Annotated in this window: 23 protein-coding genes; 10 read left to right on the top strand and 13 right to left on the bottom strand. The window is 71.6% G+C overall.

Annotated features, from left to right (window positions below; all coding sequences use genetic code 11):
* Positions 1-99: 99 nt before the first annotated feature.
* The 4 genes from DLJ47_RS11215 to DLJ47_RS11200 all read right to left on the bottom strand — a co-directional run bounded on the left by DLJ47_RS11215 (position 100) and on the right by DLJ47_RS11200 (position 4,344).
* On the bottom strand, positions 100-783 hold the full coding sequence (locus DLJ47_RS11215; protein WP_199235785.1) for an L-ribulose-5-phosphate 4-epimerase: 684 nt from the start codon (positions 781-783) through the stop codon (positions 100-102).
* Positions 780-2,465 carry a ribulokinase gene (araB, locus tag DLJ47_RS11210; RefSeq protein WP_109899977.1) on the bottom strand — a complete coding sequence of 562 codons (1,686 nt, stop codon included), beginning with the start codon at positions 2,463-2,465 and terminating at the stop codon, positions 780-782. The genes DLJ47_RS11215 and araB overlap by 4 nt, the downstream gene beginning before the upstream one ends.
* Positions 2,466-2,692: 227 nt before the next feature.
* A complete protein-coding gene (locus DLJ47_RS11205; protein ID WP_109899976.1) occupies positions 2,693-3,241 on the bottom strand; it encodes a hypothetical protein in 549 nt (182 codons plus the stop codon).
* A gap of 101 nt (positions 3,242-3,342) precedes the next feature.
* The gene (locus DLJ47_RS11200) at positions 3,343-4,344 is read right to left on the bottom strand and encodes a helix-turn-helix transcriptional regulator (RefSeq protein WP_109899975.1); all 1,002 of its coding nucleotides are present in this window, start codon (positions 4,342-4,344) and stop codon (positions 3,343-3,345) included.
* A gap of 63 nt (positions 4,345-4,407) precedes the next feature.
* Between DLJ47_RS11200 and DLJ47_RS11195 the strand changes: the two genes are divergently transcribed.
* The 3 genes from DLJ47_RS11195 to DLJ47_RS11185 all read left to right on the top strand — a co-directional run bounded on the left by DLJ47_RS11195 (position 4,408) and on the right by DLJ47_RS11185 (position 7,861).
* Positions 4,408-5,562, top strand: coding sequence for an epoxide hydrolase family protein (locus tag DLJ47_RS11195; RefSeq protein WP_109899974.1), 1,155 nt, complete (start codon positions 4,408-4,410; stop codon positions 5,560-5,562).
* A 421-nt stretch (positions 5,563-5,983) separates the two neighbouring features.
* Positions 5,984-6,364 carry an SH3 domain-containing protein gene (locus DLJ47_RS11190; protein WP_109899973.1) on the top strand — a complete coding sequence of 127 codons (381 nt, stop codon included), beginning with the start codon at positions 5,984-5,986 and terminating at the stop codon, positions 6,362-6,364.
* A 186-nt stretch (positions 6,365-6,550) separates the two neighbouring features.
* Positions 6,551-7,861 (top strand): phospholipase D-like domain-containing protein, encoded by a 1,311-nt coding sequence (locus tag DLJ47_RS11185; RefSeq protein ID WP_233257778.1) that lies wholly within the window; start codon positions 6,551-6,553, stop codon positions 7,859-7,861.
* Positions 7,862-8,020: 159 nt separating this feature from the next.
* Here the strand turns inward: DLJ47_RS11185 and DLJ47_RS11180 are convergent, their stop codons facing one another.
* The 4 genes from DLJ47_RS11180 to DLJ47_RS11165 form a co-directional block, all read right to left on the bottom strand.
* Positions 8,021-8,323 (bottom strand): YrhK family protein, encoded by a 303-nt coding sequence (locus DLJ47_RS11180; RefSeq protein WP_109899971.1) that lies wholly within the window; start codon positions 8,321-8,323, stop codon positions 8,021-8,023.
* Between the two features lie 144 nt (positions 8,324-8,467).
* Positions 8,468-8,866 carry a DUF1622 domain-containing protein gene (locus tag DLJ47_RS11175; protein WP_233257777.1) on the bottom strand — a complete coding sequence of 133 codons (399 nt, stop codon included), beginning with the start codon at positions 8,864-8,866 and terminating at the stop codon, positions 8,468-8,470.
* Positions 8,867-9,242: 376 nt separating this feature from the next.
* Entirely contained in the window at positions 9,243-9,884 is a 642-nt protein-coding gene (gene wrbA, locus DLJ47_RS11170) for an NAD(P)H:quinone oxidoreductase (RefSeq protein WP_109899969.1), read from the bottom strand.
* A 50-nt stretch (positions 9,885-9,934) separates the two neighbouring features.
* A complete protein-coding gene (locus DLJ47_RS11165; protein WP_233257776.1) occupies positions 9,935-13,207 on the bottom strand; it encodes a BTAD domain-containing putative transcriptional regulator in 3,273 nt (1,090 codons plus the stop codon).
* A gap of 199 nt (positions 13,208-13,406) precedes the next feature.
* On the opposite strand from DLJ47_RS11165, the gene DLJ47_RS11160 reads away from it, so the two are divergent.
* Positions 13,407-14,618 (top strand): MFS transporter, encoded by a 1,212-nt coding sequence (locus DLJ47_RS11160; protein WP_109899968.1) that lies wholly within the window; start codon positions 13,407-13,409, stop codon positions 14,616-14,618.
* 461 nt (positions 14,619-15,079) lie between these two features.
* Here DLJ47_RS11160 and DLJ47_RS11155 read toward each other — a convergent pair whose 3' ends face one another.
* Complete coding sequence (locus DLJ47_RS11155) at positions 15,080-15,823, bottom strand: AraC family transcriptional regulator (protein WP_109899967.1); 744 nt, start codon at positions 15,821-15,823, stop codon at positions 15,080-15,082.
* A gap of 53 nt (positions 15,824-15,876) precedes the next feature.
* Here DLJ47_RS11155 and DLJ47_RS11150 point away from each other — a divergent pair, with 53 nt between their 5' ends.
* Both DLJ47_RS11150 and DLJ47_RS11145 read left to right on the top strand, forming a co-directional pair.
* Positions 15,877-17,058, top strand: coding sequence for an MFS transporter (locus DLJ47_RS11150; protein WP_109899966.1), 1,182 nt, complete (start codon positions 15,877-15,879; stop codon positions 17,056-17,058).
* A gap of 31 nt (positions 17,059-17,089) precedes the next feature.
* Complete coding sequence (locus tag DLJ47_RS11145; RefSeq protein WP_109899965.1) at positions 17,090-17,800, top strand: helix-turn-helix domain-containing protein; 711 nt, start codon at positions 17,090-17,092, stop codon at positions 17,798-17,800.
* Here the strand turns inward: DLJ47_RS11145 and DLJ47_RS11140 are convergent.
* The 3 genes from DLJ47_RS11140 to DLJ47_RS11130 all read right to left on the bottom strand — a co-directional run bounded on the left by DLJ47_RS11140 (position 17,782) and on the right by DLJ47_RS11130 (position 20,409).
* On the bottom strand, positions 17,782-18,360 hold the full coding sequence (locus DLJ47_RS11140) for a dihydrofolate reductase family protein (RefSeq protein ID WP_109899964.1): 579 nt from the start codon (positions 18,358-18,360) through the stop codon (positions 17,782-17,784). The genes DLJ47_RS11145 and DLJ47_RS11140 overlap by 19 nt on opposite strands.
* Positions 18,361-18,475: 115 nt before the next feature.
* Positions 18,476-19,174: a response regulator transcription factor gene (locus DLJ47_RS11135; protein WP_109899963.1), complete on the bottom strand. Its 699-nt coding sequence runs from the start codon at positions 19,172-19,174 to the stop codon at positions 18,476-18,478.
* Complete coding sequence (locus DLJ47_RS11130; RefSeq protein WP_109899962.1) at positions 19,171-20,409, bottom strand: sensor histidine kinase; 1,239 nt, start codon at positions 20,407-20,409, stop codon at positions 19,171-19,173. Before DLJ47_RS11130 ends, DLJ47_RS11135 begins: the two co-directional genes overlap by 4 nt.
* 202 nt (positions 20,410-20,611) lie before the next feature.
* Here DLJ47_RS11130 and DLJ47_RS11125 point away from each other — a divergent pair, with 202 nt between their 5' ends.
* From DLJ47_RS11125 to DLJ47_RS11110, 4 genes are read left to right on the top strand one after another with little or no spacing between them, the layout of a single operon-like run.
* Complete coding sequence (locus tag DLJ47_RS11125) at positions 20,612-21,037, top strand: DUF6220 domain-containing protein (protein WP_109899961.1); 426 nt, start codon at positions 20,612-20,614, stop codon at positions 21,035-21,037.
* Positions 21,034-23,016, top strand: coding sequence for a multicopper oxidase family protein (locus DLJ47_RS11120; RefSeq protein ID WP_109899960.1), 1,983 nt, complete (start codon positions 21,034-21,036; stop codon positions 23,014-23,016). The genes DLJ47_RS11125 and DLJ47_RS11120 overlap by 4 nt, the downstream gene beginning before the upstream one ends.
* A complete protein-coding gene (locus DLJ47_RS11115) occupies positions 23,006-23,368 on the top strand; it encodes a hypothetical protein (RefSeq protein WP_146228072.1) in 363 nt (120 codons plus the stop codon). The genes DLJ47_RS11120 and DLJ47_RS11115 overlap by 11 nt, the downstream gene beginning before the upstream one ends.
* The gene (locus tag DLJ47_RS11110; protein WP_199235784.1) at positions 23,368-25,545 is read left to right on the top strand and encodes an MMPL family transporter; all 2,178 of its coding nucleotides are present in this window, start codon (positions 23,368-23,370) and stop codon (positions 25,543-25,545) included. Before DLJ47_RS11115 ends, DLJ47_RS11110 begins: the two co-directional genes overlap by 1 nt.
* Before the next feature lie 112 nt (positions 25,546-25,657).
* On the opposite strand, the gene DLJ47_RS11105 is transcribed toward DLJ47_RS11110, so the two are convergent.
* The gene (locus DLJ47_RS11105) at positions 25,658-25,864 is read right to left on the bottom strand and encodes a hypothetical protein (RefSeq protein ID WP_109899957.1); all 207 of its coding nucleotides are present in this window, start codon (positions 25,862-25,864) and stop codon (positions 25,658-25,660) included.
* Positions 25,865-26,376 lie beyond the last annotated feature (512 nt).

Genomic DNA, 26,376 nt, shown 5'->3' with positions numbered 1-26,376 from the left:
GCCGGATCGCGGCCTCGACGGTGTGCGGCCGGCTGTGGTGGAGGTGGGTGCGACAGGAGCGGCGGATGAGCGGCGCCGGCCCGGAGGTGCGGCGGCCGCTCAGCCCGTCGCCGGGCGTTGGCCGTAGACGTTCTGGTAGCGGTCGTGGAGCGCGTCGATGTCGGCCTGCGCTATCGGCAGCGGCTGCCCGAGGGCGCGGGCCAGGTGCGCGGTGCGGGCGACGTCCTCGCACATCACCGCGGCCTTCACCGCCGCGCGGGCGTCCTTGCCGATCGTGAAGACCCCGTGGTTGCGCATGAGCACCGCGGGTGAGCGGTGCCCGGACAGGGTGCTGACGATCCCCTTGCCGATGTCGTCCCCGCCGATCAGCGCGAACGGCCCGACCGGGATCTCCCCGCCGAACTCGTCGGCCTGGGCGGTCAGCCAGCACGGGATCGCCTCGCCCCGGGCCGCCCAGGCGGTGGCGTAGCCGCTGTGGGTGTGCACGACGCCGCCGACCTCCGGCATCGCGCGGTAGACGTACGCGTGGGCGGCGGTGTCGCTGGACGGGGCGCCGGCGCCGTCGACGACGTTGCCGTTGAGGTCACAGACGACCATGGCCTCCGCGGTGAGGTCGTCGTAGTCGACGCCGCTGGGCTTGATGACCATCAGCTCCCGGCCGGGGACCCGGGCCGACACGTTGCCGGCGGTCCACGCCACGAGGTCGTACCGGGTGAGTTCGCGGTGCAGGCCGGCGACGGTCTCCCGCAGCGCGGAGACCTGTCGGGTCAGGTCGGTGTTCATCCGGCCACCTCCAGAACCGGGTCGGCCTGCGGCACGGACCCGTCGAGGGCCGCGTTCCGGATCGCCCGCAGGCGGAGCATGACGTCGTTGCCGCCGCGGCCGAAGTGGTCGTGCAGCGCGCGGTACTCGGCGAAGAGAGCGTCGTAGGCGCGCACGTTGTCCGGGTCCGGCCGGTAGACGCCCTCGTGCACCCGGCCCATCGCCGCCGACGCCTCGTGGATCGACGGGTACGCCCCGGCCGCGACCGCCGCGTGGATGGCCGAGCCGAGCGCCGGCCCCTGGGCGGAGCCGATGATGCTCAGCGGACGGTTGGTGACGTCGGCGTAGATCTGCATCAACAGCCGGTTCGAGGTGAGACCGCCGGCCACGACGAGGTCGGTGACCGGCACCCCGGCGGCGACGAACGCCTCGATGATCATCCGCGTGCCGTACGCGGTGGACTCCAGCAGCGCCCGGTAGACGTCCGGTGGCCGGGTGGCCAGCGTCAGCCCGACAATCAGGCCGCTCAGGTCGTGGTTGACCAGCAGCGAGCGGTTGCCGTTCCACCAGTCGAGCGCCAGCAGGCCGTGCGCCCCGACCGGCTGGGCGGCGGCCAGTTCGGTCAGCCGTTCGTGCGAGTCCGCGCCGGCCGGAGCGGCGTGCTTGACGAACCAACCGAAGATGTCGCCGACGCCGCTCTGCCCGGCCTCGTAGCCCCAGGCGCCGGGGCTGATGCCGCCGTCGACGACGCCGCACATGCCGGGCACCTCAGCGGGCCGGTCGCCATTGAGGACGTGGCAGGTGGACGTACCCATGATGGCCACCAGCCGGCCGGGCGTCAGGGCCCGGGCGGCGGCGGCGGTGACGTGCGCGTCGACGTTGCCGACCGCGACCGCGATACCCTCCGGCAGCCCGGTCCAGGCCGCCGCCCGGGCGGTGAGGGTGCCGGCGCGGACGCCCAGCGGCAGCAGCGGACCGTCCAGCTTGGTCACGATGTCGGCGAAACCCGGGTCGAGGGCGCTCAGGTAGTCGCTCGACGGGTACCGGCCGTCCTGGCGGATGCCCTTGTAGCCGGCGGTGCAGACGTTACGGGTCTCGGTGCCGCACAGCTGCCACACGATCCAGTCGGCCGCCTCGATGAAGCGCTCGGCGCGCCGGTAGATGTCCGGGTCCTCCACGAGGAGTTGCAGCCCCTTGGCGAACTGCCACTCGGCGGAGATCTTGCCGCCGTAGCGGCCGATCCACGGCTCGCGCCGCTCGTGGGCCAGCGCGTTGATCCGGTCGGCGTGCGGCTGGGCGGCGTGGTGCTTCCACAGCTTGACCCAGGCGTGCGGCCGGTGGCGCAGCTCCGGGATCTCGCACAGCGGGGTGCCGTCGGCGAGGGTCGGCAGGACGGTGCAGGCGGTGAAGTCCGTACCGATCCCGATGACCTGGTCAGGGCGTACGCCGGCGGCGGACAGCGCGGCGGGGACGGCGTGGCGCAGAACGTCCCGGTAGTCCTCCGGGTCCTGCAGCGCCCAGTCGGGAGGCAGCGCCGGCCCCCCGCCGGGGAGCGCGGACTCGATCACGCCGTGGCGGTACTCGTGCACCGCGGTGCCGACCTCGGCCCCGTCGCGTACCCGGACCACCAGGGCCCGCCCGGAGAGCGTGCCGTAGTCGACCCCGACCACGTACCGCTCGCCGGCCCCGTCGGCACTGCTCATGACCACCTCCGAACCGTCACGGCTTAGTGTTAACGCTCACATCCAGGCTCGTCAAGATACTCCCCGGCAACAGCTCCGTAACGCACGGCGCTGCGGCTCCGTCGGTATTGGACGGGTAAGCGCGAATAGTGCGTCGCGCGGACCGGACAGCCGGCGGCACCCAGGCCCGATCGGCGATGTGTTAACGAAAACAGGGCCCGTGGACATCCCGGTTGGCGCGGCTCCGCTCAGGCTTCGGCAGCCGGCGGTGCGGACGGCGGCAGCGGCAACTCGACGGCCTCCTCGACCCGCATGGTCGAGTGCGCCGGCGGCAGCTTCTCCACTCGCGGTGAGCGGCTGTGCAGCCGTCCCCGGCCGGTCGGGTCCGGCCGCCCGTCCACCTGGCAGGTAACCATCCGGATCGGCGCCGGTGGCGCGGTGAACCGGCCGGCGCCCCAGCGCACCCAGAGCGGGATCCGCCCCGCGTCGGCTTCGGCAAGCAGCTTCTCCCAGGTCCGGCGGCGCGTCCCGTGATCGATCTCGATGACGACCGGTGCCCCGTCCGGGCGCGCACAGGCCACGTCGAGCACCGACCGCTGGGCGGACATCGGCGGCGGCAGCGGCAGCACGCTGGGCGCCCGCCGGTAGACCCGCCAACCCTGCTCCGCCGCCCAGCCGGCCACCGCCTCGATCAGCCGGGCGGTGACCTGGTCGGTGGTCAGGTCGGTGAAGGTGACGGCATCGAGCCGGTCCCCCAGCGACGCCGCCAACCGCTCCCCGTCCGCACCGACCACCACCGCCGCAGGGTAACCGCGCGACGGCCGTCGCCGCCGGCAGGCCAGCCCGGATCCCGGGTCAGCCGGAGCGGACCCAGCCCGCCCCGCAGGTCGGCCCCGCGTCACCGCGACCCGGAGCCGGCCTCCGTCCCCCGGCTGTCCGCACCGGACACCTGCTCGGCCGCGCCGGCGAGCCGGGCCGCCAGCGTCCTGACGTGCTCGACGAGCTCCGGGGGCTCGTGCACCTGGAAATCGAACCCCTTCGTCGCCACGTAGATGGCCAGCTCGTCCAGCGAGTTGGACCCGGCCCGCAGGGTGCAGCTGTGCTCGTCGATCGGCTCCAGTGTCCCGGTGGTGGGCGCGATCCGCTCCGCCGCGGTCTCCGCGCTGACGTGCAGGGTGATGCGGGCCTGGTAGCGGTAGGCGGACGTGGAGACCCCCCGTGAGGTGTAGCCGCCGAGATCGGGGTCCGGTGGGGTGCGCGGGGTGAACCGGGGGCCGGTCGGCGTGCGCGGGTCGAGACGGTCCACCCGGTAGGTACGCCAGTCCCGGCGGTCGACGTCCCAGCCGACGAGGTACCAGCGGCGACCCGCGTGCACCAGCCGGTGCGGTTCGGTGGTGCGGATGCTGCTGGTTCCGTCGTGGGTGCGGTAGTCGAAGCGCAGGCACAGCGAGTCGCGGCAGGCGGCGGCAATGGCGGTGAGGGTGCTCGGGTCGACGGTGGGGCCGGTGTTGGCCATTGGCACCGTCACCGAGTGCAGAGCGTTGATCCGGTGGCGCAGCCGGGACGGCAGTACCTGTTCGAGCTTGGCCAGGGCGCGCACCGAGGTCTCCTCGATGCCGGTGATCGAACCCCCGGCGGCCGTCCGCAGGCCCATCGCGACCGCGACGGCTTCGTCGTCGTCGAGCAGCAGCGGCGGCAGGTCCGCGCCGGCACCCAGCCGGTAGCCGGCGGTGCCCGCGGTGGCCAGCACGGGGTAGCCGAGGCCGCGCAGCCGGTCGACGTCGCGGCGCACGGTACGCGGACTGACGTCCAGTCGCTCGGCCAACTCGGCGCCCGACCAGTCACGTCGGGTCTGTAGGAGCGAGAGCAGTCGCAGCAACCGTGCCGAGGTCTCCCACATGGGTTGAAGTCTGCCACTTGCCTAGGACTGAACCTGACCTAGCCGGCTCCTAGGGTTTCGGGTATGCAGAACAACAGCGCGATCCGGCCCTTCACCATCGACGTTCCCCAGGCCGACCTGGACGACCTGCGGGACCGGCTCGCCCGGACCCGGTGGACCGCGGACCTGCCCGACGTCGGCTGGAGCCGTGGAGTGCCGGTGAGCTACCTCAAGGGGCTGGCCGGGTACTGGCGTGATGATTACGACTGGCGCGCCCACGAGCGGAAGCTGAACGCGTATCCCCAGTTCACCACCGAGATCGACGGCCAGAACATCCACTTCCTGCACGTCCGCTCACCCGAGCCGGACGCGCTGCCGCTGATCCTGATCCACGGCTGGCCCGGATCGATCGTGGAGTTCCTTGATGTCATCGGCCCGCTGACCGACCCCAGGGCGCACGGCGGCGACCCGGCGAACGCGTTCCACCTGGTGATCCCGTCCATTCCCGGCAGCGGGTTCTCCGGGCCGACCGCCGAGGCCGGCTGGGACACCAACCGGGTGACCAGGGCGTTCGCCGAGCTGATGGACCGGCTCGGCTACGACCGCTACGGCGCGCAGGGCGGGGACACCGGTGCGGTGGTCGCCCCCGGGCTCGGCCGGCTCAACCCCGACAAGGTCGTCGGCGTGCACGCGAACGGCCTGTCCGCGTTCACCGAGGTCGACCCGGACGAGGTGGGCGACCTGACCGAGACCGAGCGGGCGCGGCTGGCGCACCTGGAGTACCTGCACACCGAGCAGTCCGGCTACGTGATGATCCAGATCAGCCGGCCGCAGACCCTGGCGCACGGGCTGCACGACTCTCCGGTCGGGCAGCTGGCCTGGATCGTGGAGAAGTTCAAGGAGTGGACCGATCCGGCCGCCGAGCTGCCCGAGGACGCGGTGGACCGGGATCTGCTGCTCACCAACGTGATGCTGTACTGGCTGACCGGCACCGCCGGGTCGTCCGCCAACAGCTACTACGAGACCGCGCACGCCGGTGCGTGGGGCGCCAGTGAGCGGTCGCCGGTGCCGACCGGAGTCGCGGTGTTCCCCCTCGATGTGTCGATCCGACGCACCGTCGAGCTCGAGCACAACGTCGTCCACTGGTCCGAGTTCGACCGGGGCGGCCACTTCGCCGCCATGGAGGCCCCCGACCTGCTGGTCGGCGACGTCCGGGAGTTCTTCGGCAAGCTGCGCTGAAGCACTGCGGCGCCGGCCTCGACCAGGTCGGCGCCGCGGCCCGGCGGGGTCTCGACACCCTCCGGTCACCGGGTCCGGCGGACCTGGTCGGTGTCTACCGCCATGTCGAACTCGGCGCGAGCCTGCGACGCCGATCGCGTGCCGTACGGTCGTCGGATCCTCGAGCCTGGCCGATGCGCGCGTTGGACCTAGACGGCCGGGGACGAGGCCTCCGGTGGGCGTCCGGCCGCGTGCCGGGCGTCCGCGACGGCGATGCCGAGCAGCACGGCGACGGCGGTGGTGGCGAGCAACGGCGGGGCCAGGACCAAGCGGCGGCGCCAGCGTGTGTAGAAGTGAGATCGCCAGATTTGCTGGTCACCCTTGCTGTCACAGCCTGACGGTATGGTCGCGGCGCTGGCAGATCAGGAAGGAGGGTGCCGGCATGGCGGAGTGGTCGGCAGGCCAGAGGGTGCGTCTGGTGCAGGATCATCGGGCGCCGGATCGTCCCGCGTTGAGGGTGAAGGTCGGCGACGTGGTGACCTTGGGGAAGAACGACGATAGAACGTGGCCGGCTTTCATCTGGGCGGTGGATGCCGCCGGGGTTGGCGGTTGGGTGCCGGAGCGCTACTTCCGGCGTCTAGATGAAGCGGGTGCCGCCGAGGTGGTACACGACTACGACACGACCGAGCTCTCGGCGGACGAGGGGTCAGTCGTGGAAGTGGTGGACGTTGACGTCGACAGCGGCTGGTTGTGGTGTCGAGCCGATGACGGTGCCGTCGGATGGGTTCCGATCTTGGCGCTGGAGCAGCTTGAGCCTCGTTGAGTGGGTGTCGGCAGACCGTGCGGCGCAGGGGTCTGGGCGAGGTCTCCGGTAGAGGATTCAGCGACCATGCGGGACCTGAAGCCGGAGACCTCGTGGTCACCGTGGCGGTGAGCGATCGACGAGTGGCTCTGACCGGCTTCGACACAGGTCCTGGTGCGGCCTCCACGCCGGTGACATCATCGGCACATGTCTATTCGTAGATTTTTGCCACGACTCGCGACCCGGTCGGTACTGGTCTTCATGACCGTCCTCGCCACCGCCGGCGTCCCCGCCCTGCTCCCCACGTCGGCCAGCGCCGCCGAGCCCGACCCGGTGCTGAACAAGCCGGTGTTCAGCCGGCCGCTCGGCTCGGCCGGCGAGCAGAACGCGATCTTCATGCAGCTGGCCCGGATCATCGACCGGGTGCCGGCGGGCGAAGAGATCCAGATGTCGTGGTTCCACTTCTCGTTCTCGGACGTGACGGATTCGGTCACCACCCCGGACCTCCCCGGCCGCCTGATCCGGGCGCACCAACGGGGCGTCCGGGTGAAGATCATCGTCGACCAGTCCTCGGCCACCGGGCGCCCGTTCCAACGGCTGCAACCGGTCCTCGGCTCGACCGACACCGCTGGCTCGTACATCGTGCACTGCGCGGACCGGTTTCCCAGCCAGGACCGCGGCTGCATCGGCACCCGGGCGATCCACTACACCGACTCGACGGTCACCGCCTACAACCACAACAAGTTTCTGACCGCCTCGAAGGTGGTACTCGACACCGGGGCGATCGTGTCCAACGTGGTGTTCCAGGGCTCGGCGAACCTGACCTGGTGGGACGCGACCGAGGCGTACAACAACGGGGTCACGTTCAGCGACGCCACCACGTACAACGCCTACCGGACGTACTTCGCGGATCTGCGCTCCCACCGGTACAGCTCGACCGGCGACAACGACTACTACTGGGTGACGCCCACCGGCAGCACCTACAAGGCGCACTTCTTCCCGCGCCGGGAACGGTCCGGCCAGCCGGTCTCCGACCCGGCCACCGACACCGTGGTCAGCATCCTGAACGCGGTGACCTCGTGCGGCTACGACGACGCGGGCACCCGCCGGCAGACCGACATCCGGGTCAACATCTACTCGTTCACCCGACCCGAGGTGGCCAAGCGACTCACCGCGCTGCGCAACGCCGGCTGCTGGGTCGACGTCGTCTACACCGAGGCCAACACCGCGGTGCTCAACGCGCTGGGCAGCAACATCCAGCTCACCAGGTGCAACTTCAACGTCGGCCCGGGGCTGGACGTCCGGACCCACAACAAGTACATGCTGATCGACGGCGCGTACGACGACGACATCGTCCCCCGGGTCTTCACCGGCAGTCACAACTACGCCGTCTCGGCGCTGCGGCAGGCCGACGAGACCCTGCTGCGGATCATGGGGCGCGGCATGCACGACGACTACCTGCGCGACTTCTGGCACGTCCGGGACACCTGCCGGGCCCGCGGCGGAGCCGTCCGCTGACATCCGGAACGGTCCGGTATCCGGTGTGACCGAACGGAACAGCCGGTTGGTGGCGCTGGGAGCGATGCCGCCTTCGAGCGAAGGCGGTGCGGTGGGCTCCCAGCGCACCCCCCGCACGGCCGACCCCGGGCGGTGAGCGGCCCGGTACAGCCGGCAGCCTCAGCTCGTGATCTCGCTGGGCTGGTTCGACAGTTCGGCGGTCGACGGGTCGACGCCGTGCTGCCGGAGGATCCGCCGGCCGAGGGCCCTGACCACCTCGCCCAGCGCCCCGAGAACCATGGCGAAGCTGCCGGACAGGAAGAAGTACTTCGCGGTGTGCGCGATGTCCAGCACGAACAGCACGCTGCCGACGAGGAAGAGGACATTGCCGACCAGGCCGATCGCCAGGTGGACCAGCGGATACCGACGGATGACCGCCACGAGTCCCCGGCGGCGCCCGGGCGTCAGGTTCGGCGGGGACATTCTCGGCACCTGGGGATACTTCCCTGCTCTCCTCAGGTGCACCCGCCTGGATACGCGGGATGCACGCGTGCAAGGTCAAGATGCGGCGGTACCCGGACGCCGGAGCGGTCAAACGGAGCGCCGCCCTCCGCGAGGAGGAGCAGGTCACTCGACGGAGGCCTGAGCCCGCCCGGAGCCAGCGGCCGGCGTCCTGCCCGTAGCCGTCCGCGCCCGGGCCTGCCAGGGCCACCGACCCTCCAACTCGACCTCCAGCGAGATGCTCAGGAAGGTACGCACCGCGACGATCAGCGCCAGGACACCGACGCTCTGGAACGTCGGCGATACGGCCACCGTACGGATGATGTCGCCGGCCACCAGGAACTCCAGCCCGAGCAGGATCGCCCGGCCGACTCCCTGCCGAAACTGGGGGTAGACAACGAGCAGGTCCCGGACGCGCAGGTAGCGGTAGACGAAGACGACGGTCGCGATGACGACGCCGACCGCGATGATGACCACGCCGGCGAGGTCCAACAACTCGCCGACCCGCTCGGCTATCTCCTTCATTGACAACTGCCGTTCCTTATCCGTCGCTGACCAACCGGGGCGATGACGGCGGGGATCCCCTGACCGTCAGGGCGCGGGACCGGTGCTCGACAGCCAGGCGCGGAGGTCGTGACGCGTCTCCACGCAGCCCCTGCCTCCGGGATGACGCCCCCCTCGGCCGGGTGGAGGCCCTCGTTCCCCGGGCCTCTCACCCGGCCGCCGCAAGTTCATCAACGACCTCGGGCCGGAATCGTCTCCCCGTCCATGTCCTTCGAACGGCACCGTCCGTCGGAACCGAACAGATCCTCACCTTGCCCCGAGCCGGAATGAGCCACATCGACCGGCCTCCGTGTCGTGGCCCGCATTCTCTCGGCCCGTACTGCTCGCGTCGCCGGCTCTATTCGCGCCGGCTGTCCGCGCGCACGGCAGCGACGGCGGCCGCCGTGCGGGCGAGGCGCGCGCCCTGGAAGCGGGCCGCTTCGAGGACCGCCTTGGCGTACGCGGCATCCCGGCTGGCGCGGCTCTCCACCTGGCTGACGCCGTACGGGTTCCCACCGGCGGCGTGCGCGATGTCGTAGTTCAGGTAGCCCGTGGGCAGGATGATCGACCCCCAGTGGTGGAAGGTCTGGTAGAGGCTGAGCAGGGTCGCCTCCTGGCCGCCGTGCTCTTCGTAGGTGGCGGTGAAGCCGGTCGCCGGCTTGTCGGCCAGTTCCTCCGCCTGCCACGCGGCGCTCGTGGTGTCGAGGAACTGGCGCAACTGTGCGCAGACGTTGCCGAAACGGGTCGGCGTGCCGAAGGCGTACCCGTTGGCCCACCGCAGGTCGTCCAGGGTGGCCAGCGGGATGTCGGCGGTGGCGTCGAGGTGGGCTCGCCACTGCGGCTTGGCATCGACGACCTGGTCCGGCGCCAGCTCCGCCACCCGGCGCAGCCGGACCTCCGCGCCGGCGTCGGCGGCGCCGTCGACGAATGCCTGCGCGAGTCGGTGCACGGTGCCGGTGGCGGAGTAGTAGATGACAGCGATCCTGGCGTCCGCCTGCATGGTTGCCTCCTTGGGTCGGCTCGGTTCGCGATCAACCCTGCCGAGCCGGCTTACCGTTCGCTGACCAGCCCCTTACCGGCGTCGCCGAGCGCCGGTTCGTCGAGGTCGATCTGCGCGCCACGGCTCATCTCGGCAGCGAGTTCCTCGCTGCCGACCGCCGCCCGGATGCGGGCGGTGATGCGCTGCACGTCCTGCTGCTCGCCGGCGGGCAGCGGCGCTCCGGCTGCCTCCCGCAGTGCCCGGGCCGCGCCGAGCAGCCGCGCGGCGTGGCGATGATCGCCGCCGAGGCTGGCGGCACCGGCCAGGCCCTCGAAGGCCAAGGCGACTGCCCGGTGATCTCCGGTGGCTCGTGCCGCGTCGAACGACTCACGATGGCGGCGCTCGGCGAGGACGGGGTCACCACGGTGCTCGGCGATGAACCCCAGCTCGGCCAGCGCGAGCGCGCAGCCCGGCAGGTATCCGGCGCGGCGGTTCCAGTCCAGCAGATCCCGCTGCTGGGTCTCGGCGGCGTCGAGGTCACCCCGCCGGCGCGCGATCATCGCCAGTCCGGTGACGGCGAAAGCGGCGGCGGAGGGGCTCGACTGCTCCTGCGCCACCTGTAGCGCGCGCTCATGACAGGCAACTGCCTCGTCATGGTCGCCCCGCAGGAGGGCGAGCCGACCGATGCTCGCCAGCTGCCGGGACACCGACGTCCACAGCCGCAGGTGTTCGGCGATGCGCAGCGCCTCGCGGTGGTACGCCTCGGCGCGATCGTAGTCGCCGCGGATCTCCGCCAGGCTTCCCAACAGGCTTGTCGGGTGGACCTGACCCCATCGGTCGCCCAGTTGCCCGAACAGTGACCGGCTGACCTCGCAGTCTCGCTGCGCGCCGGGCAGATCGCTGCGCAGTACGAGCGCGAGGTCCGCTCTGGTGGCGCACGCGGCGGCGATGCCCCACCGGTCCCCGTTGGCGCGGAACGCCATCAGCGCCGCGTTGACCAGGTCGGCGGCCTCGGCGGCATCGCCGGAGCCGAGCATCATGGAGGCGAACAACCACTGCGCGAACGCCTTGTCCGGCCCGTCGGCGTCCTGGTACCGCGCCAGGACCCGCTGCCGGGGAGCGGTCGGATCCCCGTCCCGGGTGGCGAGCGCGGTCAGCCACATGTCCGCATGCCGCCGCAGGGCCTCCGGTGCGACGTCGTCCTCGCTCGTCGGGACGATGTCCAACGCCGTTCGTAGTGACCGGCTCATCTCTCCGAACCGTCCCCTGAGCAGCCGGTACCAGGACAACGAGGTGGCGAGCGTCAAGCCAACGCGGGCGTGACCATCGGTGGCGGCGATGTCGAGTGCCGCGCGCAGGTTCGCGTTCTCGGCGTCGAGTTCGCGCAGCGCCTGACTCTGATCGTGACCACGTAAGCGCCCGGCGGCCTGCTCGGCGAGACGGGCGAAACAGCTGGCGTAACGGTGACGGGTCGCGGGCAGTTCACCGGCGTTGTCGAGCTGTTCGAGACCGTAGGCGGCTACTGTCTCCGGCAGTCGGTAGCGTCGCGGGCTCTCTGCGTGCCGCACCATGACCAGCGACCGGTCGATCAGGCGTGCCAGCACGTCGAGGACCTCGCCCGAGGCCACCTCGCCGCCCGGGCACACCTGCTCGGCGCTCGCCAGGGTGGCGCCGTCGGCGAAGACCGCCAGCCGGCGCAGCACCGCACGCTCGGGAGCCGACAGCAGCTCCCAGCTCCAGTCGATCATGGCGCGCAGGCCCTGCTGACGTGGGGGCGCGGTGCGCCGGCCGGATGACAGCAGTCGGAAGCGGTCGTCGAGCCGCGCGGCCAGCTCGGTCGGGTCCAGCACCGGCAGCCGGGACGCGGCCAGTTCCAGCGCCAGCGGTACCCCGTCGAGACGCCGGCAGATGGTGGCGATGGTGTGCGTGTTGCCGTGATCGACGGTGAATCCGGGCTCGATGGCCTGGGCGCGGGCTACGAAGAGCCGGACCGCCGGGGCCTCGGCGACCTCCTCGGCGGGGGCCCCGGGTTCCGGCAGGGCCAGCGGCGGCACCGGAAAGACCACCTCGCCGGGGATCCCGAGCGGTTCGCGGCTCGTCGCCAGGATGCGCAGGTCGGCCGCGGCACCGAGGAGTTTCTCGGCCAGCTGAGCGATCGGCGCCACCACATGTTCGCAGTTGTCGAGCAGCACCAGCATCTGCCGGTCCCGCAGCGCGGCGACCAGCCGGTCGATCGGCTCGCGAGGGCGATCAGCGGGCAGGCCGGGCGGACCGTCGTCCCGGATCTCCAGAGTGGCCGCCACCAGGTCGACGACCTCGGTGCAGGTCGCCAGGTCGGCGCAGGGTGGCTGGCCGGCCAGCTCGACGAGCCACACCCCGGCGGCGAACGTGTCGGTCAGCAGACGAGCGGCCTCGATCGCCAGGCTGGTCTTACCCACCCCGCCCAGGCCGGTCAGGGTCACCAGCCGCTCGTTCGCTAGCCGCTTCCGTACCGCCTCGACGGCCTCGTCGCGCCCGATCAGTCCGCCGTGCGGGCCGGGTGACAGCGGTGCCGGCAGGTTGGTGCGGACCCGGCTTGACGGCGGCGCCGGCGGCTGTAGCGCCGGATCCTGGCGCAGGATCGCCCGATGCAGCTCGGCCAGCTCCTGGCCCGGATCGACGCCGAGTTCGTCGCGCAGTTGCCGACGGAACTGCTCGTAGGCGGCCAGGGCGTCACGCTGGCGTCCCGAGCCGTACAGGGCGCGCAGGTGTGCGGCCCGTAGTCGCTCGCGCCACGGGTGGCGGGTGACCAGGTCGGCCAGCTCACCGGCGAGCAGGTGGTGCTCACCGAGTTCGAGCCGGGCCTCGGCCAGCTCCTCCAGCGCGGCCAGGTACTGGTCGTCGAGCCGTTGGGCGGCCTGGCGGACGAACCGCTCGTCGCTGAAGTCGGCGTACGGGGAACCGCGCCACAGGGACAGGGCTTCGGTCAGCGTCGCCGCCCGCCGCGCCGGCTCCCGCTGCGCCCGGGAACGCGCCAGCAGGGCGGTGAAGCGACCGGCGTCGACCGATTCCGACGACGTCCGCAGCCGGTAGCCGGCGTCACCGGACTCGACCAGCGCGCGGCCGCCCGCCTCGCCCGTCTCCAACGCGCGGCGCAACTGCGACACCTTGGCCTGTAGTGCCCCGAGCGCGTTACCCGGCGGCTCAGCACCCCAGAGATCCTCGATCAGCCGGTCGGCGGTCACCGGGTGCCCTTCATGGACCAGCAGGTCAGCCAGCAGGGCACGAACCTTCAGGCCAGGCACGGCGACGGGGTCGCCGCCCGATGTCCACACGGCGATTTCGCCCAGCACCCCGAACCGCACCGCTTCACCCTAGCCAAGTCAGCGGTACCGCCCCGGACAGCTTCGCCGACCGTCCCCAGAGCTGCCTGCCATCTGGACCAGCCGTGCCCGTCCGGACGGGCTGGCCGACAAGCGTGCCGCCGGGGGCACGTCAGCGACCCGTCAGCCAGCGGTAAGAAACCTCGGCATGGTGGATCCAGCCCGACACTGGAGGATCGAGATGGATCACCTACACCGCAGCGCGGTCGCTCACCACCGCAGCCAGCCCGGACCGGACCGGGTGGCCACGCCCTGGCTCGCTCTGCTGGCCGGTCCACTGTCGTACGGGATCGCAGCGCCGGCCCTGGTCCTCGACGACCTCGCGGAGGTGCTCGGTACCGGCGAACAGGCGGCGGCCGCCGGCGTGACCGCCTTCGGGTGGGGAATCGCGTTGGGGACTCCGCTGTTGGCGGCGCTGCTGGCCCGCCGCGGGGTACGGGCGATCCTGACCGTCGCGACCGCGCTGTTGGCCGCGGGAACGCTGCTCCTCGTGCTGATCCCGAGCTTGCCGGCATTGGTGGCCGGTGCGGCGGTGCAGGCACTGGGGTCTGCCGGCCTCACCGTGACGGCGATGAAACTGGCCGACTCGCCTCGCCGGATGGGGGTGGCCGCCGCCTCGCTGGCGGTCGTCGGCGCCACCGGTCCGCTGACCGGAGCACTGGTTGCCGACATGATCTCGTGGCAGGCGGCGCTGGCGTTGCCGCTGCTGGCGGCGCTCGCCGTACCCGCGGCTCGCCGCGGCGCCACACCGCCGGACGCGGCGCCGGCGTCGTTCGATCCCCTCGGCATGGTCGTGGTGGCCATGCTGGTCACCGCGGCCGTTGTCGTTCCGCACCGGCCGCTGGTGGCCGGTCCGGCCGCCCTCGCGCTGCTGTTGCTGCTCGTGGCCCGGATGAGGGTCCGCCCGGACGGCTTCCTGCCCGCCGCGGTAGCAGGTAACGGCCGGTTCCTCGCGGCGTCCGCGCTGGCCTTCGGGTTGGGCGTGGTGAACTTCGCCCTGCTCTACGCCGCGCCGGAGTTGCTGCGGGAGCACGCGGGATGGGACGGCACCCGCAGCGGAGTCGTGCTGCTGGCGCCGTATCTGTTCGGCGGGTTCTGCTCGGCGTTTCTGGTCGCGGCGTCCGGGCGGGCGCCGCGCCGGGTGGTGGCCGCGGCGCTGCTCGTCGCGGGTGCCGCCGCACCGCTGCTGGCGGCGGTCACCACCGCCGTACCGCTGCTGCTCCTGGCGATGGCGCTCGCCTCCCTGGCGGCCGCGACCGGTCAGGGTGTCCTCGCCCTGCACGCCACCGGCGTCGTGCCCGCCTCCCACCGGGCCGAAGCCCTGGGTCTGTTCAACCTCGCCTACCTGCTCAGCGTCGCGTTCGGACCGGCGATCGCCGTGACGCTCTGGTAACCCGACCCGGTGCAGCTCCGGCGGTCGGCGGGTCGCCAGTGGCGAGTCTTGCGGTAGGCGTCCTTGAGGCAGAATCTTGCCGTCTCGAAACCGCCAGAGGTCGATGCCGCGCTCGCCGCGCCGCGAGCCGTCGACGCCGCGACCGGCCCAGGCGTCGACGAACCGGGCCAGGTAGTCCTGCGGGGCCAGGGCAGACGTCATCGCGGTACTCCTGGGCAAGGTAGCCCTCGATGTTCGGGCCGTTCGGGTCGGCCAGGACGAGTCGGTACCACCGGCGAACTCGCCGACGCACTGGACCGCAGCCGGGCCATCCCCGCCATCTCACACACGAACTCCACCGTTGTCCTGCGCACCATCCTCGAACGGCCCGTCACCGTCCAGAGTGGTCGACCGATCGATGAACAGGTGGGGACCGACTGACCATCACCAGTACGCGGGCACCTTGGTCGAGCTGGGGCACGTCAGCCGGCGGGGTGGGAGCCGGGGGTGTGCCCGAAGGTGCGTCGGAACACGTCGATGAACGTGCTGGCCGACGACCAGCCACACCGATGCGCCACGGCAGTCACTGGTGTTCCGCCGGCCAGAAGGACGAGAGCGTGGTGCAGGCGCAGCTGGGTGCGCCATTGCGGGAAGGTCATCCCGAGGTCGCTGCGGAACAGCCGGGACAGGGTGCGGTCGCTGGCGCCGACCGCGCGACCGAGCTCAGCGAGCGTGCGGTCGTCGCCCGGGTCGGTCCGCAACATGGCGCACAGGGTCTGCAGCAGCGGCGTGGTGGGTGCCGGAACGTGTAGCCGCTGCTGGGGGGCAGCCCATACCTGGTCGAGCAGCACGGCGCGCAGACGGGCTCGCTCGGGGCTGTCGTCGTCCGCGCCGAGGGTGTAGGCGACGATCAGTTCGCGCAGCAGGGGGCTGACGGACAGCACCGTCGGGGTGTCCACACCGAGCGGATTGTCCTCAGCAGGCAATCCGACCAGGTGCAGGTCGAGGTCGCCGTAGGCGCGGTGGGCGTGCACCGTGCCCGCTGGCACCCAGATCGCGCGGGTGGCCGGCGCGATCCACGACCCCTCGCTGGTCGTCACGGCCAGCACCCCGCGTCCGGCGTAGACGATCTGGTGGTCATCGTGCCGGTGGGCGTCGATCTCGCCTCCGGCCGCGAGCCGCTGGGTGCGGGTGGGGGCAACCGGATCGTGGCGTATTTCCGTCATTAGATGGCAGTTTATCGGAAGCCAGACAGGGCGCCGGCGGGAACCATCGAGGGGTGCGAAGGAGAACGCTGGTCGCTCTGCTCTCGGTCGGCCATGCCTGCGTCGACATCTACCAGGGCAGCGTCGCGGCTCTGGTGCCGCTGTTCGTCGCCGAGCGCGCCTACACCTACGCGGCGGCATCTGGGATCGTGCTCGCCGCGTCCCTGCTGTCCTCGGTCGCGCAGCCGGCATTCGGCGCGCTCACCGACCGTTGGGCGCTGCCGTGGTTGCTGCCGGTCAGCACCCTGCTGGGCGGGGTCGGCATCGCGCTGAGCGGAGTGAGCGGCAACTACAGCCTCACCCTGCTGTTCGTGGCGCTCTCCGGCATCGGCGTGGCCGCCTACCATCCCGAGTCCGCGCGCATCGCTCGTGCGGTCAGCGCAGGCAGCCACCGCTCCATGGCCTACTTCGCCACCGGCGGCAACATCGGCTTCGCACTGGCCCCGCTCATGGTCGCCGCGGTCACGGCTGTCGGTGGTGTGAGCTGGACGCCGCTGATGATCGTGCCGGCCCTCGCCGGCAGCGCGATGGCGTTGCCCGTGCTCCGCGCTCTTGCCCAGCGCCGGGGCACCGACAGCGGTGAACCGGCGGCGGTCGGGCACGACGACAGCGCCTCGTTCACGCGGCTGACCGTGGCCGTGGTGTTCCGGTCGATCGCCTTCGTCGGCCTCAGCACGTTCGTGTCCCTCTACGCCCAGCAGCGCGTGAACGGCGGTGCGGCGGCCGGCACAGCGGCATTGTTCGTGCTCTACCTCGGTGGCGTCGTCGGCTCCGTCCTGGGTGGTTCCGCAGCGACCCGATGGGGCCGGGTGGCGGTGTCCCGCCGGTCCTACGCGGTCACCGTCGTCGCGATCGCCGGGGTGGTGCTGGTGCCCGGACCCGCTATCTACTTCTTCGTGGCGTTGACCTCGGTCGGCCTCTACATCCCCTTCTCCCTGCAGGTGACCCTCGCGCAGGACTACCTGCCGACGAAGGTCGGCACCGCAAGCGGGATCACCCTGGGCCTCACCGTCAGCGTCGGAGGACTCGCCAGCCCCATCCTGGGCCGCCTGGCCGACGCCACCTCGCTGCGGATCGGATTGACGCCGCTCATCCTCATGCCGCTACTGAGTTGGCTGATGTTCCGAACCCTGCGCGACCCCGAGTCATCCTTCGTCGACCGATCGCGGCCGCGGTCCCGAGCGGGCCTCCGCTGACGGCGACGGCCGCTGCCGTTACTCTGCTCGGGTGGGACTGCGGTTCACGACGCGCGCGTCCGACTCGCCCTGGATCGACACCGTGTGGACCTGCACGAGCGAGCAGGTGACGCAGATGACGTCCGTCGCGACGGCGAACTGGGGCCTGGTGTTCTGGAAACAGGAGGGCCGGGCGTACGCGGCTGTCTCCGGCCCCGAGACCGGCGCCAGCGTCGCGCCCGTGCCGCCGGGCGCGACGTTCGTCGGCATCGAGTTCTCGCTGGGCACGTCGTTGCGGTCGGTGCCGACGCCGGCCCTGGTCGACGCGGGCGCCGAACTGCCCGACGCCGGGCGCCGGACGTTCCGGTTGGACGGAACGCGCTGGGAGACCCCCGGCCCCGACGATGTCGAGGCGCTGGTCGGCCGCCTCGTCCGCGCCGGAGCCGTGGTCCGCGATCCGCTCGTCACCGAGCTACGCGTCGGCGGGCGTCCCCCGGTGTCGGCACGCACCGTCGAACGCCGGTTCCGGGCCGCGACCGGGCTGACCCAGGGCGCCGTACGACAGATCGAACGCGCCCGCGAGGCCGCCATGCTGCTGGCCGGCGGCCTCGCGGCCGCCGACGTCGTCGGCCGGCTCGCGTACTACGACGAGCCGCACCTGGCCCGAGCGTTGCAACGGTACGTGGGACGCACGGCGCGGCAACTGCGGGAAGGTGCCGGCGGCGCCATCGCCCTGGACCTGGCTCAGCCGGCGACCTCGTAGATCAGCTTCAGCACGCCGTTCGGGTAGGCGGCGGAGTCCCGCAGGCGCAGCACCTGCTTCTCGTTGTCCGCGCTGCTGAACAGGCTCTTCCCGGCGCCGAGCAGCGCGGGGAAGACGAGCAGGTGATAACGGTCGATCAGGCGTGCGTCCGACAGGCGCCGGGCCAGCTCGGCGCTGCCGTGGATGAAGATCGCGCCGCCCTCGCTCTTCTTGAGGTCGAGAACGTCGTCGGTGGAGCGCAGGATCGTCGTCGGGCCCCAGCCCTCGACGAGTGCGCTCTCGGGCAGCGTGCTGGACACGACGTACTTGGGCAGGTCCTTGTAGGCGGCGTGGTCCTCCGAGTCACGCCACACCGGCGCGAACACCTCGTAGCTGCGGCGGCCGAACAGCAGCGCGCTGGTCTCGGCCAGTTCCTCTCCCTTGAGGGCGAACGCCTCGGGCAGGACCTCGACGTCCTTGAACACCCAGCCACCGCTGCGGTGCTCCTCTCCCGGCCCGCCGCCGGGCGAGTCCACCACGCCATCGAGTGACATGAACCCGGTGTAGACCAGCTCACGCATGCGTCTTTCTCCTCATCGTCGGAACGCCGGCGCCCAGGATAGGGAGCGGGCATCGCCGCTGTCTTGTACAGAAACGACGGCCACCGCGGCGGGCCGGAACCTGGTCGCTACGCGGTCATGCCTTCTCCGGGGTGACCAGTCCGGTTTGGTAGGCGATGACGACCAGTTGCGCGCGGTCGCGCGCACCCAGTTTGGCCATCGCGTGGCTGACGTGGGTGCGCGCGGTGGCCGGGCTGAGGAACAACTCGGCGCCGATCTCGTTGTTGCTCAGCCCCTGCCCCACCAGGGCCAGCACCTCGCGCTCGCGCTGGGTCAGCACCGCGAGCCGGTCCTCCGCGGCCCGGGCGGCGGTACGTCGCGCGGTGAACTGGCCGATGAGACGTCGGGTGATCCGCGGCGCGAGCAACGCTTCTCCGGCGGCGACCACCCGGATGGCGTGCAGGAGTTCGGCCGGTCCGGCGTCCTTGAGCAAGAAGCCGCTGGCACCGGCCTGCAGTGCCTCGAAGACGTACTCGTCGGTGTCGTAGGTGGTGAGGATGAGGACCCGGACCTGCTCCAACCCGTGCGTCGCGGTGATCTGGGTGGTGGCCTGGATGCCGTCCAGCTTCGGCATGCGGATGTCCATGAGGACGACGTCCGGACGGGTGGCGCGCGCCCGCTCGACGGCTTCGGTGCCGTTGGTGGCCTCTCCCACCACCATGATGTCGTCCTCGAGATCGAGCAGGACCTTGAACCCGGACCGCACGAGGCCCTCGTCGTCGGCCAGCAGCACCTTGATGGGAGCGTCGGTCGACGGTGACCCGGCGGCGTTCACAGACGCGCCCCGGTCGGCGCGAGGGGCAGCCGGGCGGTGACCTCGAACCCGCCGCCCGGGGTCGGCTTGGCGTCGAGTTCCCCACCCAGCAGCTGACAGCGCTCCCGCATACCGAGGATCCCGCGGCCGGGCTTGTCCGAACTGCCGGTGGTGGTCGGATGCTGAGCCGGTAGGTGCGGCATCGCGGGGCCATGGGCGGCACGGCGGCCCTCATCGGTCACCCGGATCTCCAGGGCGTCGACCCCGGGGTTCAGCGCTACCGTCACCCGGGTCGGGCCGACGTGGCGGATCACGTTGGTGATCGATTCCTGCAGGATCCGGTAGGCGGCACTTCCCACCGCGCTCGGCAGCGGTGCGGCGGCCGAACTCTGCTCGAGTTTGATGTCGAGTCCGGCGTCGCGTGCCTTGGCGGTGAGTTCGTCGATCTGCTCGAGCCCGGGGTATGGCAGGCGTCCGTCGTTGTCGTCCCGGAGCACCCCGAGGATCGCCCGCATCTCCCGCAGCGCCCGGGAACTGGTCTGCTCGATGGTGTGCAGCGCCTCGCGGGCCACATCCGGCCTCTTGTCGAGCACGTGCGCGCTGACACCGGACTGGACGTTGATGATCGCGATGGCGTGCGCGACGGTGTCGTGGACCTCGCGGGCGATCCGGAGCCGTTCGGCGTCGACCCGCGCCCGCGCTTCCTCCTCGCGCGTTCGTTCAGCCAGCTCAGCACGCTGCTGAGCCTCGGCGGCGATGACCCGCCGGGACCGCACGGACTCACCGAGGGCGGCGCTCATGACCGACGCACCGATCCGGAAGAACACCCAGCCGATGGCGGCGCGCGGCTCGATGTCGGCCGCGGCGACCAGCCACCAGGTGGCGAGCACCGCGATACCCGCGCCGGCGATCATCACTGACCGGCGCCCGTCACCGCACGCGGTGAGGGTGTACAGGGCGACGAAGAGCCCGAGCCAGCCCGGCCCGTCCGGGAAGTCGACGCTGTAGTAGGCCAGGCTGGCGACTGCGGTGGTGACGAACACCGGAACCGGCCACCGGCGGCGGAGGGCCACGGCCAGGCCACTCACCGTCAGCAGCACATATCCGAGGTGACCGAAGTCGGTGAGCGGGCGGGGTGCCCCCTCCATAGCGACCTTGGCGACCGTGCCCTGCACCTGCATCACGGTGACGAAGAGCGCGAGCGCCACGTCCTGCGCCACCAGACGCGGGGGAAACGACACGGCACGGCGTTGCATGCCGTGATCCTACGGACCTCGCCCACGGACAGCGCTCGGCTGAGACGCGCGACCCGCTACGCCGACGGGCGTAGCGAGCTTCGAACCCGGCTACGCCGGATTGCGTAGCTGCCGCCATCCGCTGTCCGAGGCCACGGCAGCCTGCCCGGCGTGATGATCGCCGCCATGAACGATCACCTTCACCCACCTCGAGGAGCGCGCCATGCGTAGAGCGTTCGCTGGCCTGGCGGCCCTGCTGATGCTGGCCGTCGTCGCACAGTTCTTCCTGGCGGCCAGTGGCGCCTTCGACACGGCGCCCACCGACGAGGCCTTCCAGCCGCACCGGGCGCTGGGCGGCGGAGTTGTCCTGATCGCGGTCCTGGTGACCGTCGTCGCCGCGGTTGCCCGGATGCCCGGACGGCTCGTCGGGATGAGCGGCCTGGTCGCCGGGCTCGCGGTCGTCCAGTTCGTGATCCGGGCGATCGCCGCCGCGTTCGACGGCAGCGGCGGCAGCGCGACCGCCGGCGAGCTGGTCTTCGGTCTGCACGCGGTCAACGGTCTCGCCATCCTGGCCGTGACCGGGAGGATCGTCCGTCAGGCCAGGCAGCTGCTGTCCGGGCCAGCCGCACCGGCGCGACAGGTGCCATGACCACGGGTCTGTGGATCATCCTGGATCACCTCGTCGCGCTGCTCAGCGTCGCCACGTGGTTCGCGGCCGGCGTCACCCTGGCGGTCCGGCGTACCCGGTTGGCGCTCGCCGCCCTGATCGCGGGGGTGATCGTGACGCTGGTCCGGGTGGGCACCGTGGCGGTACTGGCCGGCCGGGGCTGGTGGTTCGTCCAGGAGAAGGTGCTGCTCGGGCTGCCGATGCTGGGGGTCGCCGGGACCGCCGCCGTGCTGCTCGCCGGCCGGCACCTGTTCGCGGCGGGACGCGGGCGGGCCGACGGCCGGTCGGCGAGCGGGGTGGTCGCGCTGCTCACCGCGGCATACGCGGCGCTGGCCGGCCTCGTCGTGACCCTCCTGGCCGGGTACCCGCTCACCTGGAGCACTGCCTTGATCACGATCTCGCTCGTGGGCGCCGGCGCACTGCTGACCGCGCGAGCGGTCACGGCTCCCGCCGGGAGCACCGCTGACGCCGGCGTCACGCAGGCGCCGATCTCGCGCCGCCGGTTCATCGGCTGGACGGGTGGCGCGGTCGTGGTGACCGCCACCGGCGCCGGCGCCGGGCTGTCGTTCCTCCCCGCCGAACCGGTGACCCTGGGAGGGGGTCGCGGACGCTCGTCCGGTGCGGCCGTGTCGGTGGCCGACCTGCGGGGTGCCGGCTCGCCGGCACCGGGTGGTGCCGTGCGGCGGCACGTGCTCACCGCGAAGAAGGCGACCGTACGGCTGCCGTCCGGACGGGAGGTCGACGCGTGGACCTACAACGGCGAGGTCCCGGGTCCGGCGATCACCGCGACCCAGGGTGACCTGATCGAGGTGCGGCTGCGCAACGCCGACATCTCTGACGGCGTGACCGTGCACTGGCACGGCTACGACGTGCCGTGCGGCGAGGACGGCGTGCCGGGGGTGACCCAGCTGGCCGTGGCACCCGGTGCGGACTTCGTCTACCGGTTCCGCGCCGAACAGGTGGGCACCTACTGGTACCACACCCACTACGCATCCCATGTCGGCGTCCGCAAGGGGCTGTACGGCGCGCTCGTCGTGACGCCGCGCGACGGACGGCGGGCCGGCGAGGAGCCGGCGGCGGAGCAGGTGGACCTGACCCTGCCCGTGCACACCCTCGACGGCACCGTCACGATCGCCGGCCGGGACGGCAGGACCGACCACCCCGCGGCACCCGGTACGCCCGTGCGGTTGCGGTTGATCAACACGGACTCGGAGCCGCGCCGGATCGTCCTCGCCGGTGCCCCGTTCCGGGTGGCGGCCGTCGACGGTCGGGACCTCCACCAGCCCGGCGAGGTCAGCGACGTGGGGCTGCACCTGCCCGCCGGCGGGCGGTACGACCTGGTGTTCGTCATGCCGGACACGTCGGTGGCACTCGTCGTCGACGACGATCGTGACGGTGGACTGCGCCTGCACCCGGACGGCGACGCCGCGGGTGCGGCGCGGATCGAGGACACGTCCGACCTGCCGGAGCTCGACCTGTTGCGGTACGGCGCTCCGGCGGCCCCGCCCTTCGACATCCGCGACGCCGACCGGCACTTCACCATGGTTCTCGACCGAGGCGTGGCCATGGTCGACGGCCGGCCGGCGTACGCGCAGACCGTCAACGGCCGGGGCCACCCCGCCGTCCCGGACCAGCTCGTCACCGAAGGCGACATCGTCCGGTTCACCGTCGTCAACCGAAGCCTGGAAACGCATCCCTGGCATCTGCACGGTCATCCCGTGCTGATCCTGTCCAGGGACGGGACGCCGTCCACCGGCAGTCCGCTGTGGGTGGACACCTTCGACGTCCGGCCAGGCGAGACGTGGGAGGTCGCGTTCCGGGCCACGAATCCCGGAATCTGGATGAACCACTGCCACAACCTTCCCCACGCGCATCAGGGCATGATGCTGCGACTCCGCTACGACGGCGTCACCACGCCGTTCGCCGGTTCGCACGGCGGAGGCCCGGGCCATGGCCACTGATCCGGCCCGCTCGGTGCACCAGTCCGCCGGGTGCGCGGACGATCCCACGTTTACCGTCCTTGCCCTGGTGCACCGGCGCAGCCGGGCCATCATCGACGCCGAGTTGCATCGGCTGGCCCGTCGCGCCCCGTCCCTCTCCCCCGCCGACCTGGCCGTCATCACCAGCGTGCTGGAAGACCTCACCGAGGCGGCGGTTCTCGTTCCCCTGAAGAACGCACCACCTGACAAGGCGCCGCTGCTGACGCGCATTTTCGGCGCCGATGAAAACGACCTGGACGGTTCGCGGCGAACGGTAGGGAAGACACCGGCCGCACGATCGAGCGCAATGCTCGGCCATTCGAGGAGAAGATGATGACATCCGAGGCTCCCCGTACGGATGGAGCTCTGGCGGGACTGGCCCGGTTCTGCTACCGGCGCCGTCGCCTGGTCCTGTTGACCTGGATCGTCGGCGTGATCGCCATGGCGGCGGTCGGCTTCGGGTACGGCGCCGCCCCCGACAACGACTTCAGCGGTGGGAACTCCGAATCCGCCAAGGCGCAGGCGCTGCTCGAGAAGCACTTCCCCGAGCAGCAGGGGGACCGGTTGACCCTCGCGATCAAGGCAGGGAAGGGAATCGACGACCCGGCCGCCCGACAGAAGATCGAGAAGGTCATCGCCGAGCTGGACGCCTCACCCGTCACCGGGCCGGTGACCTCCCCCTACCAGGGCGAGAACCTGGTGACGGCGGATCGTCGGATCGCCCGTACGACCATCCCGCTGAGCGACAAGGACGTGACCAAGACCGAGGTCAAGCCCTTGGTGGACCTGGTCAAGGCGGCCTCCGACGACAGCGTCACGCTCGGGCTGGGCGGGTACATGGCGGAAAAGGCCGAGACACCCCCGCAGGGTCCGGCCGAGAGCGTGGGCATCCTGGCGGCAGCGGTGATCCTGTTCATCGCCTTCGGATCACTGGTGGCCATGGGTCTGCCGATCGTGACCGCCCTCCTGGCGATCGTGAGCGGCCTCGCGTTGACGAAGCTGATCGGGCACCTGGTCCCCGCGCCGGACTTCACCCTGGCCTTCGGCGCGATGATCGGCCTCGGCGTCGGCATCGACTACGCGCTGTTCATCGTGACCCGCTACAAGGACGGCCTGCAGGACGGCGAGAGCCCGGAGGGCGCCACGGTCAAGGCGATCTCCACCGCCGGTCGCGCGGTGCTGTTCGCCGGCACGACCGTCGTGGTCGCGTTGCTGGGCCTGGTCGTCATGGGGCAGCGGCTGATGACCGGCGTGGCCGTCGCCACGTCGGTGATCGTGCTGGTGACGATGATCGCCGCGGTGACGCTGCTGCCCGCCTTCCTGGGCTTCACCGGACACCGGATCAACTCGCTGCGCCTGCCTCGTCGCGCGTCCCGCCGGGGTCAGCCCGTCGGCGCCACGTCCCCGGAGCGCCGTACGCTCGCCGAGCGTTGGGCCGGCGTGGTGCAGCGCAGGCCGCTGGTCGCCGCGCTCCTCGCCGGCGCGAGCCTGCTGCTGCTGGCCGCTCCCACGCTGTCGATGCGGCTGAGCCAGCCCGACGCCAGCGTCCAGCCCCGCGACCGGAGCAGCTACATCTCGTACGAGATCCTCTCCGAGGGCTTCGGTCCCGGCTACGGCGCCCCCCTGATCTTCGCCACCCGGGTCGACTCCGCAGACGCCGATCTGCGTCCCGTGGTCGAGGCGGTCAGCAGGGCCGAGGGCATCGCCTACGCCACGCCACCTCGAGTGAGCAGCGACGGGCAGGCCGTCACCTTCACCGCCTTCCCGACGACCGGGTACCAGGAGGAGGCGACCGCGAACCTGGTGCACGACCTGCGCGACGACGTGCTGCCCACCGCACCCGGCGGCTACCGGGTCCACGTCGGCGGACCGAACGCCAGCACCATCGACCTCGCCGAGGAGTCGAGCTCGCGCCTGCCCCTGATGATCGCTGTCGTCATCGCGATCTCCATGGTGCTGCTGATCGCGCTGGTCCGGTCGGTCACGATCGCCCTGCAGGCCGCCGTGATGAACCTGTTGTCGATCGGCGCCGCCTACGGCGTGATCGTCGCGGTCGTCCAGTGGGGATGGCTCGGCCCGGCCCTCGGGTTCCCCGCCGCCATGCCGGTCACGACCTGGGTGCCGATGATGATGTTCCCGGTGCTGTTCGGCCTGTCCATGGACTACCAGGTCTTCCTCACCTCACGGGTCCGTGAGGAGTACGCGCGGACCGGCGACACCCGCACCGCCGTCGCCCAGGGGCTGGCACGGACCGCCAAGGTCATCACCGCGGCGGCCGCCATCATGATCGCCGTCTTCACCACCTCCCTGCTCGGCCCCGACATCGCGGTCAAGCAGGGAGGCCTCGGCATGGCCGTCGCGGTACTCATCGACGCCACCATCGTCCGGATGGTCCTCGTCCCCGCGGTGATGGAACTGTGCGGCAAGGCCAACTGGTGGATGCCCGGACGCCGGACACCGAAGCCGATCCCGGCCGCACCGGCCAGGGTCGAGCAGGAGGCCAGAGTCTGACCGCTTGCCCGGGTCGGGTGCGGGGAACCCCTCGGGCGGTTTCCCGCACTCGACCCGCCAGCCCGCCACGACGCGCCCGCGCTAGAACGTGGAGCATGGTTGAGGACAGCGGTCAGTAGCGGGCGCCACTGCCCGGCCGCCCAGGCCGGCGCAGTGGGCGGAAGAAGGTCCGGATGTCGGTGACGAGAACGTCGGGGACCTCCAGCGCGGCGAAGTGGCCCCCGCGGTCGTACTCCGCCCAGTGCACGAGGCGGTGTTCCCGTTCGGCGAGGCGGCGGAGCACCGGGTCGGGCGGGAAGACCGCGATCCCGGTCGGCAACCCCGGAGGAGGCCGCCGGCCGGGGCGGCTGGGCGCGTGCCTCGTAGTAGAGCTGGGCCGAGCTGGCTGCGGTGCCGGTCAGCCAGTAGAGCGACACGTCGGTCAGCAGCATGTCGCGGTCGATCGCCTCGTCCGGCACGGCATGGGCCTGGTCGGTCCAGTCCCGGACCTTGTTCAGGATCCAGGCGAGCTGGCCGACCGGTGAGTCGGTCAGCGCGTACCCCAGGATCTGTGGCCGGGTGGCCTGGATGTCGGCGTAGCCGCTGGCGTGCTGCCGAAGCTGTTCGGCGGCGGCGGCGAGCCGAGCCTGTTCCGCCGCGGTCAGCGTCACCGTGGCGAGCTGGCCACTGCTGCTCCGGCCCAGGACGTCGTCCTGAGCCGGAGCTGAGGTTCCCCCCGGGATGTGGACACCGGGTTATGCCGCGATCTGGTGCAGCGTAGTCGGTTGCAGGGTTTGTTCGTAGTTGGCGGGGCTGAGGTAGCCGAGTGCGGAGTGGCGGCGTCGGTGGTTG

Origin of the sequence: Micromonospora sp. S4605, assembly GCF_003176715.1 — a bacterium.
Taxonomy (GTDB): Bacteria; Actinomycetota; Actinomycetes; order Mycobacteriales; family Micromonosporaceae; genus Micromonospora; species Micromonospora echinaurantiaca.
The sequence above is the reverse complement of the archived record's forward strand: the minus strand, read 5'-3'. Positions and strand labels throughout refer to the sequence as shown.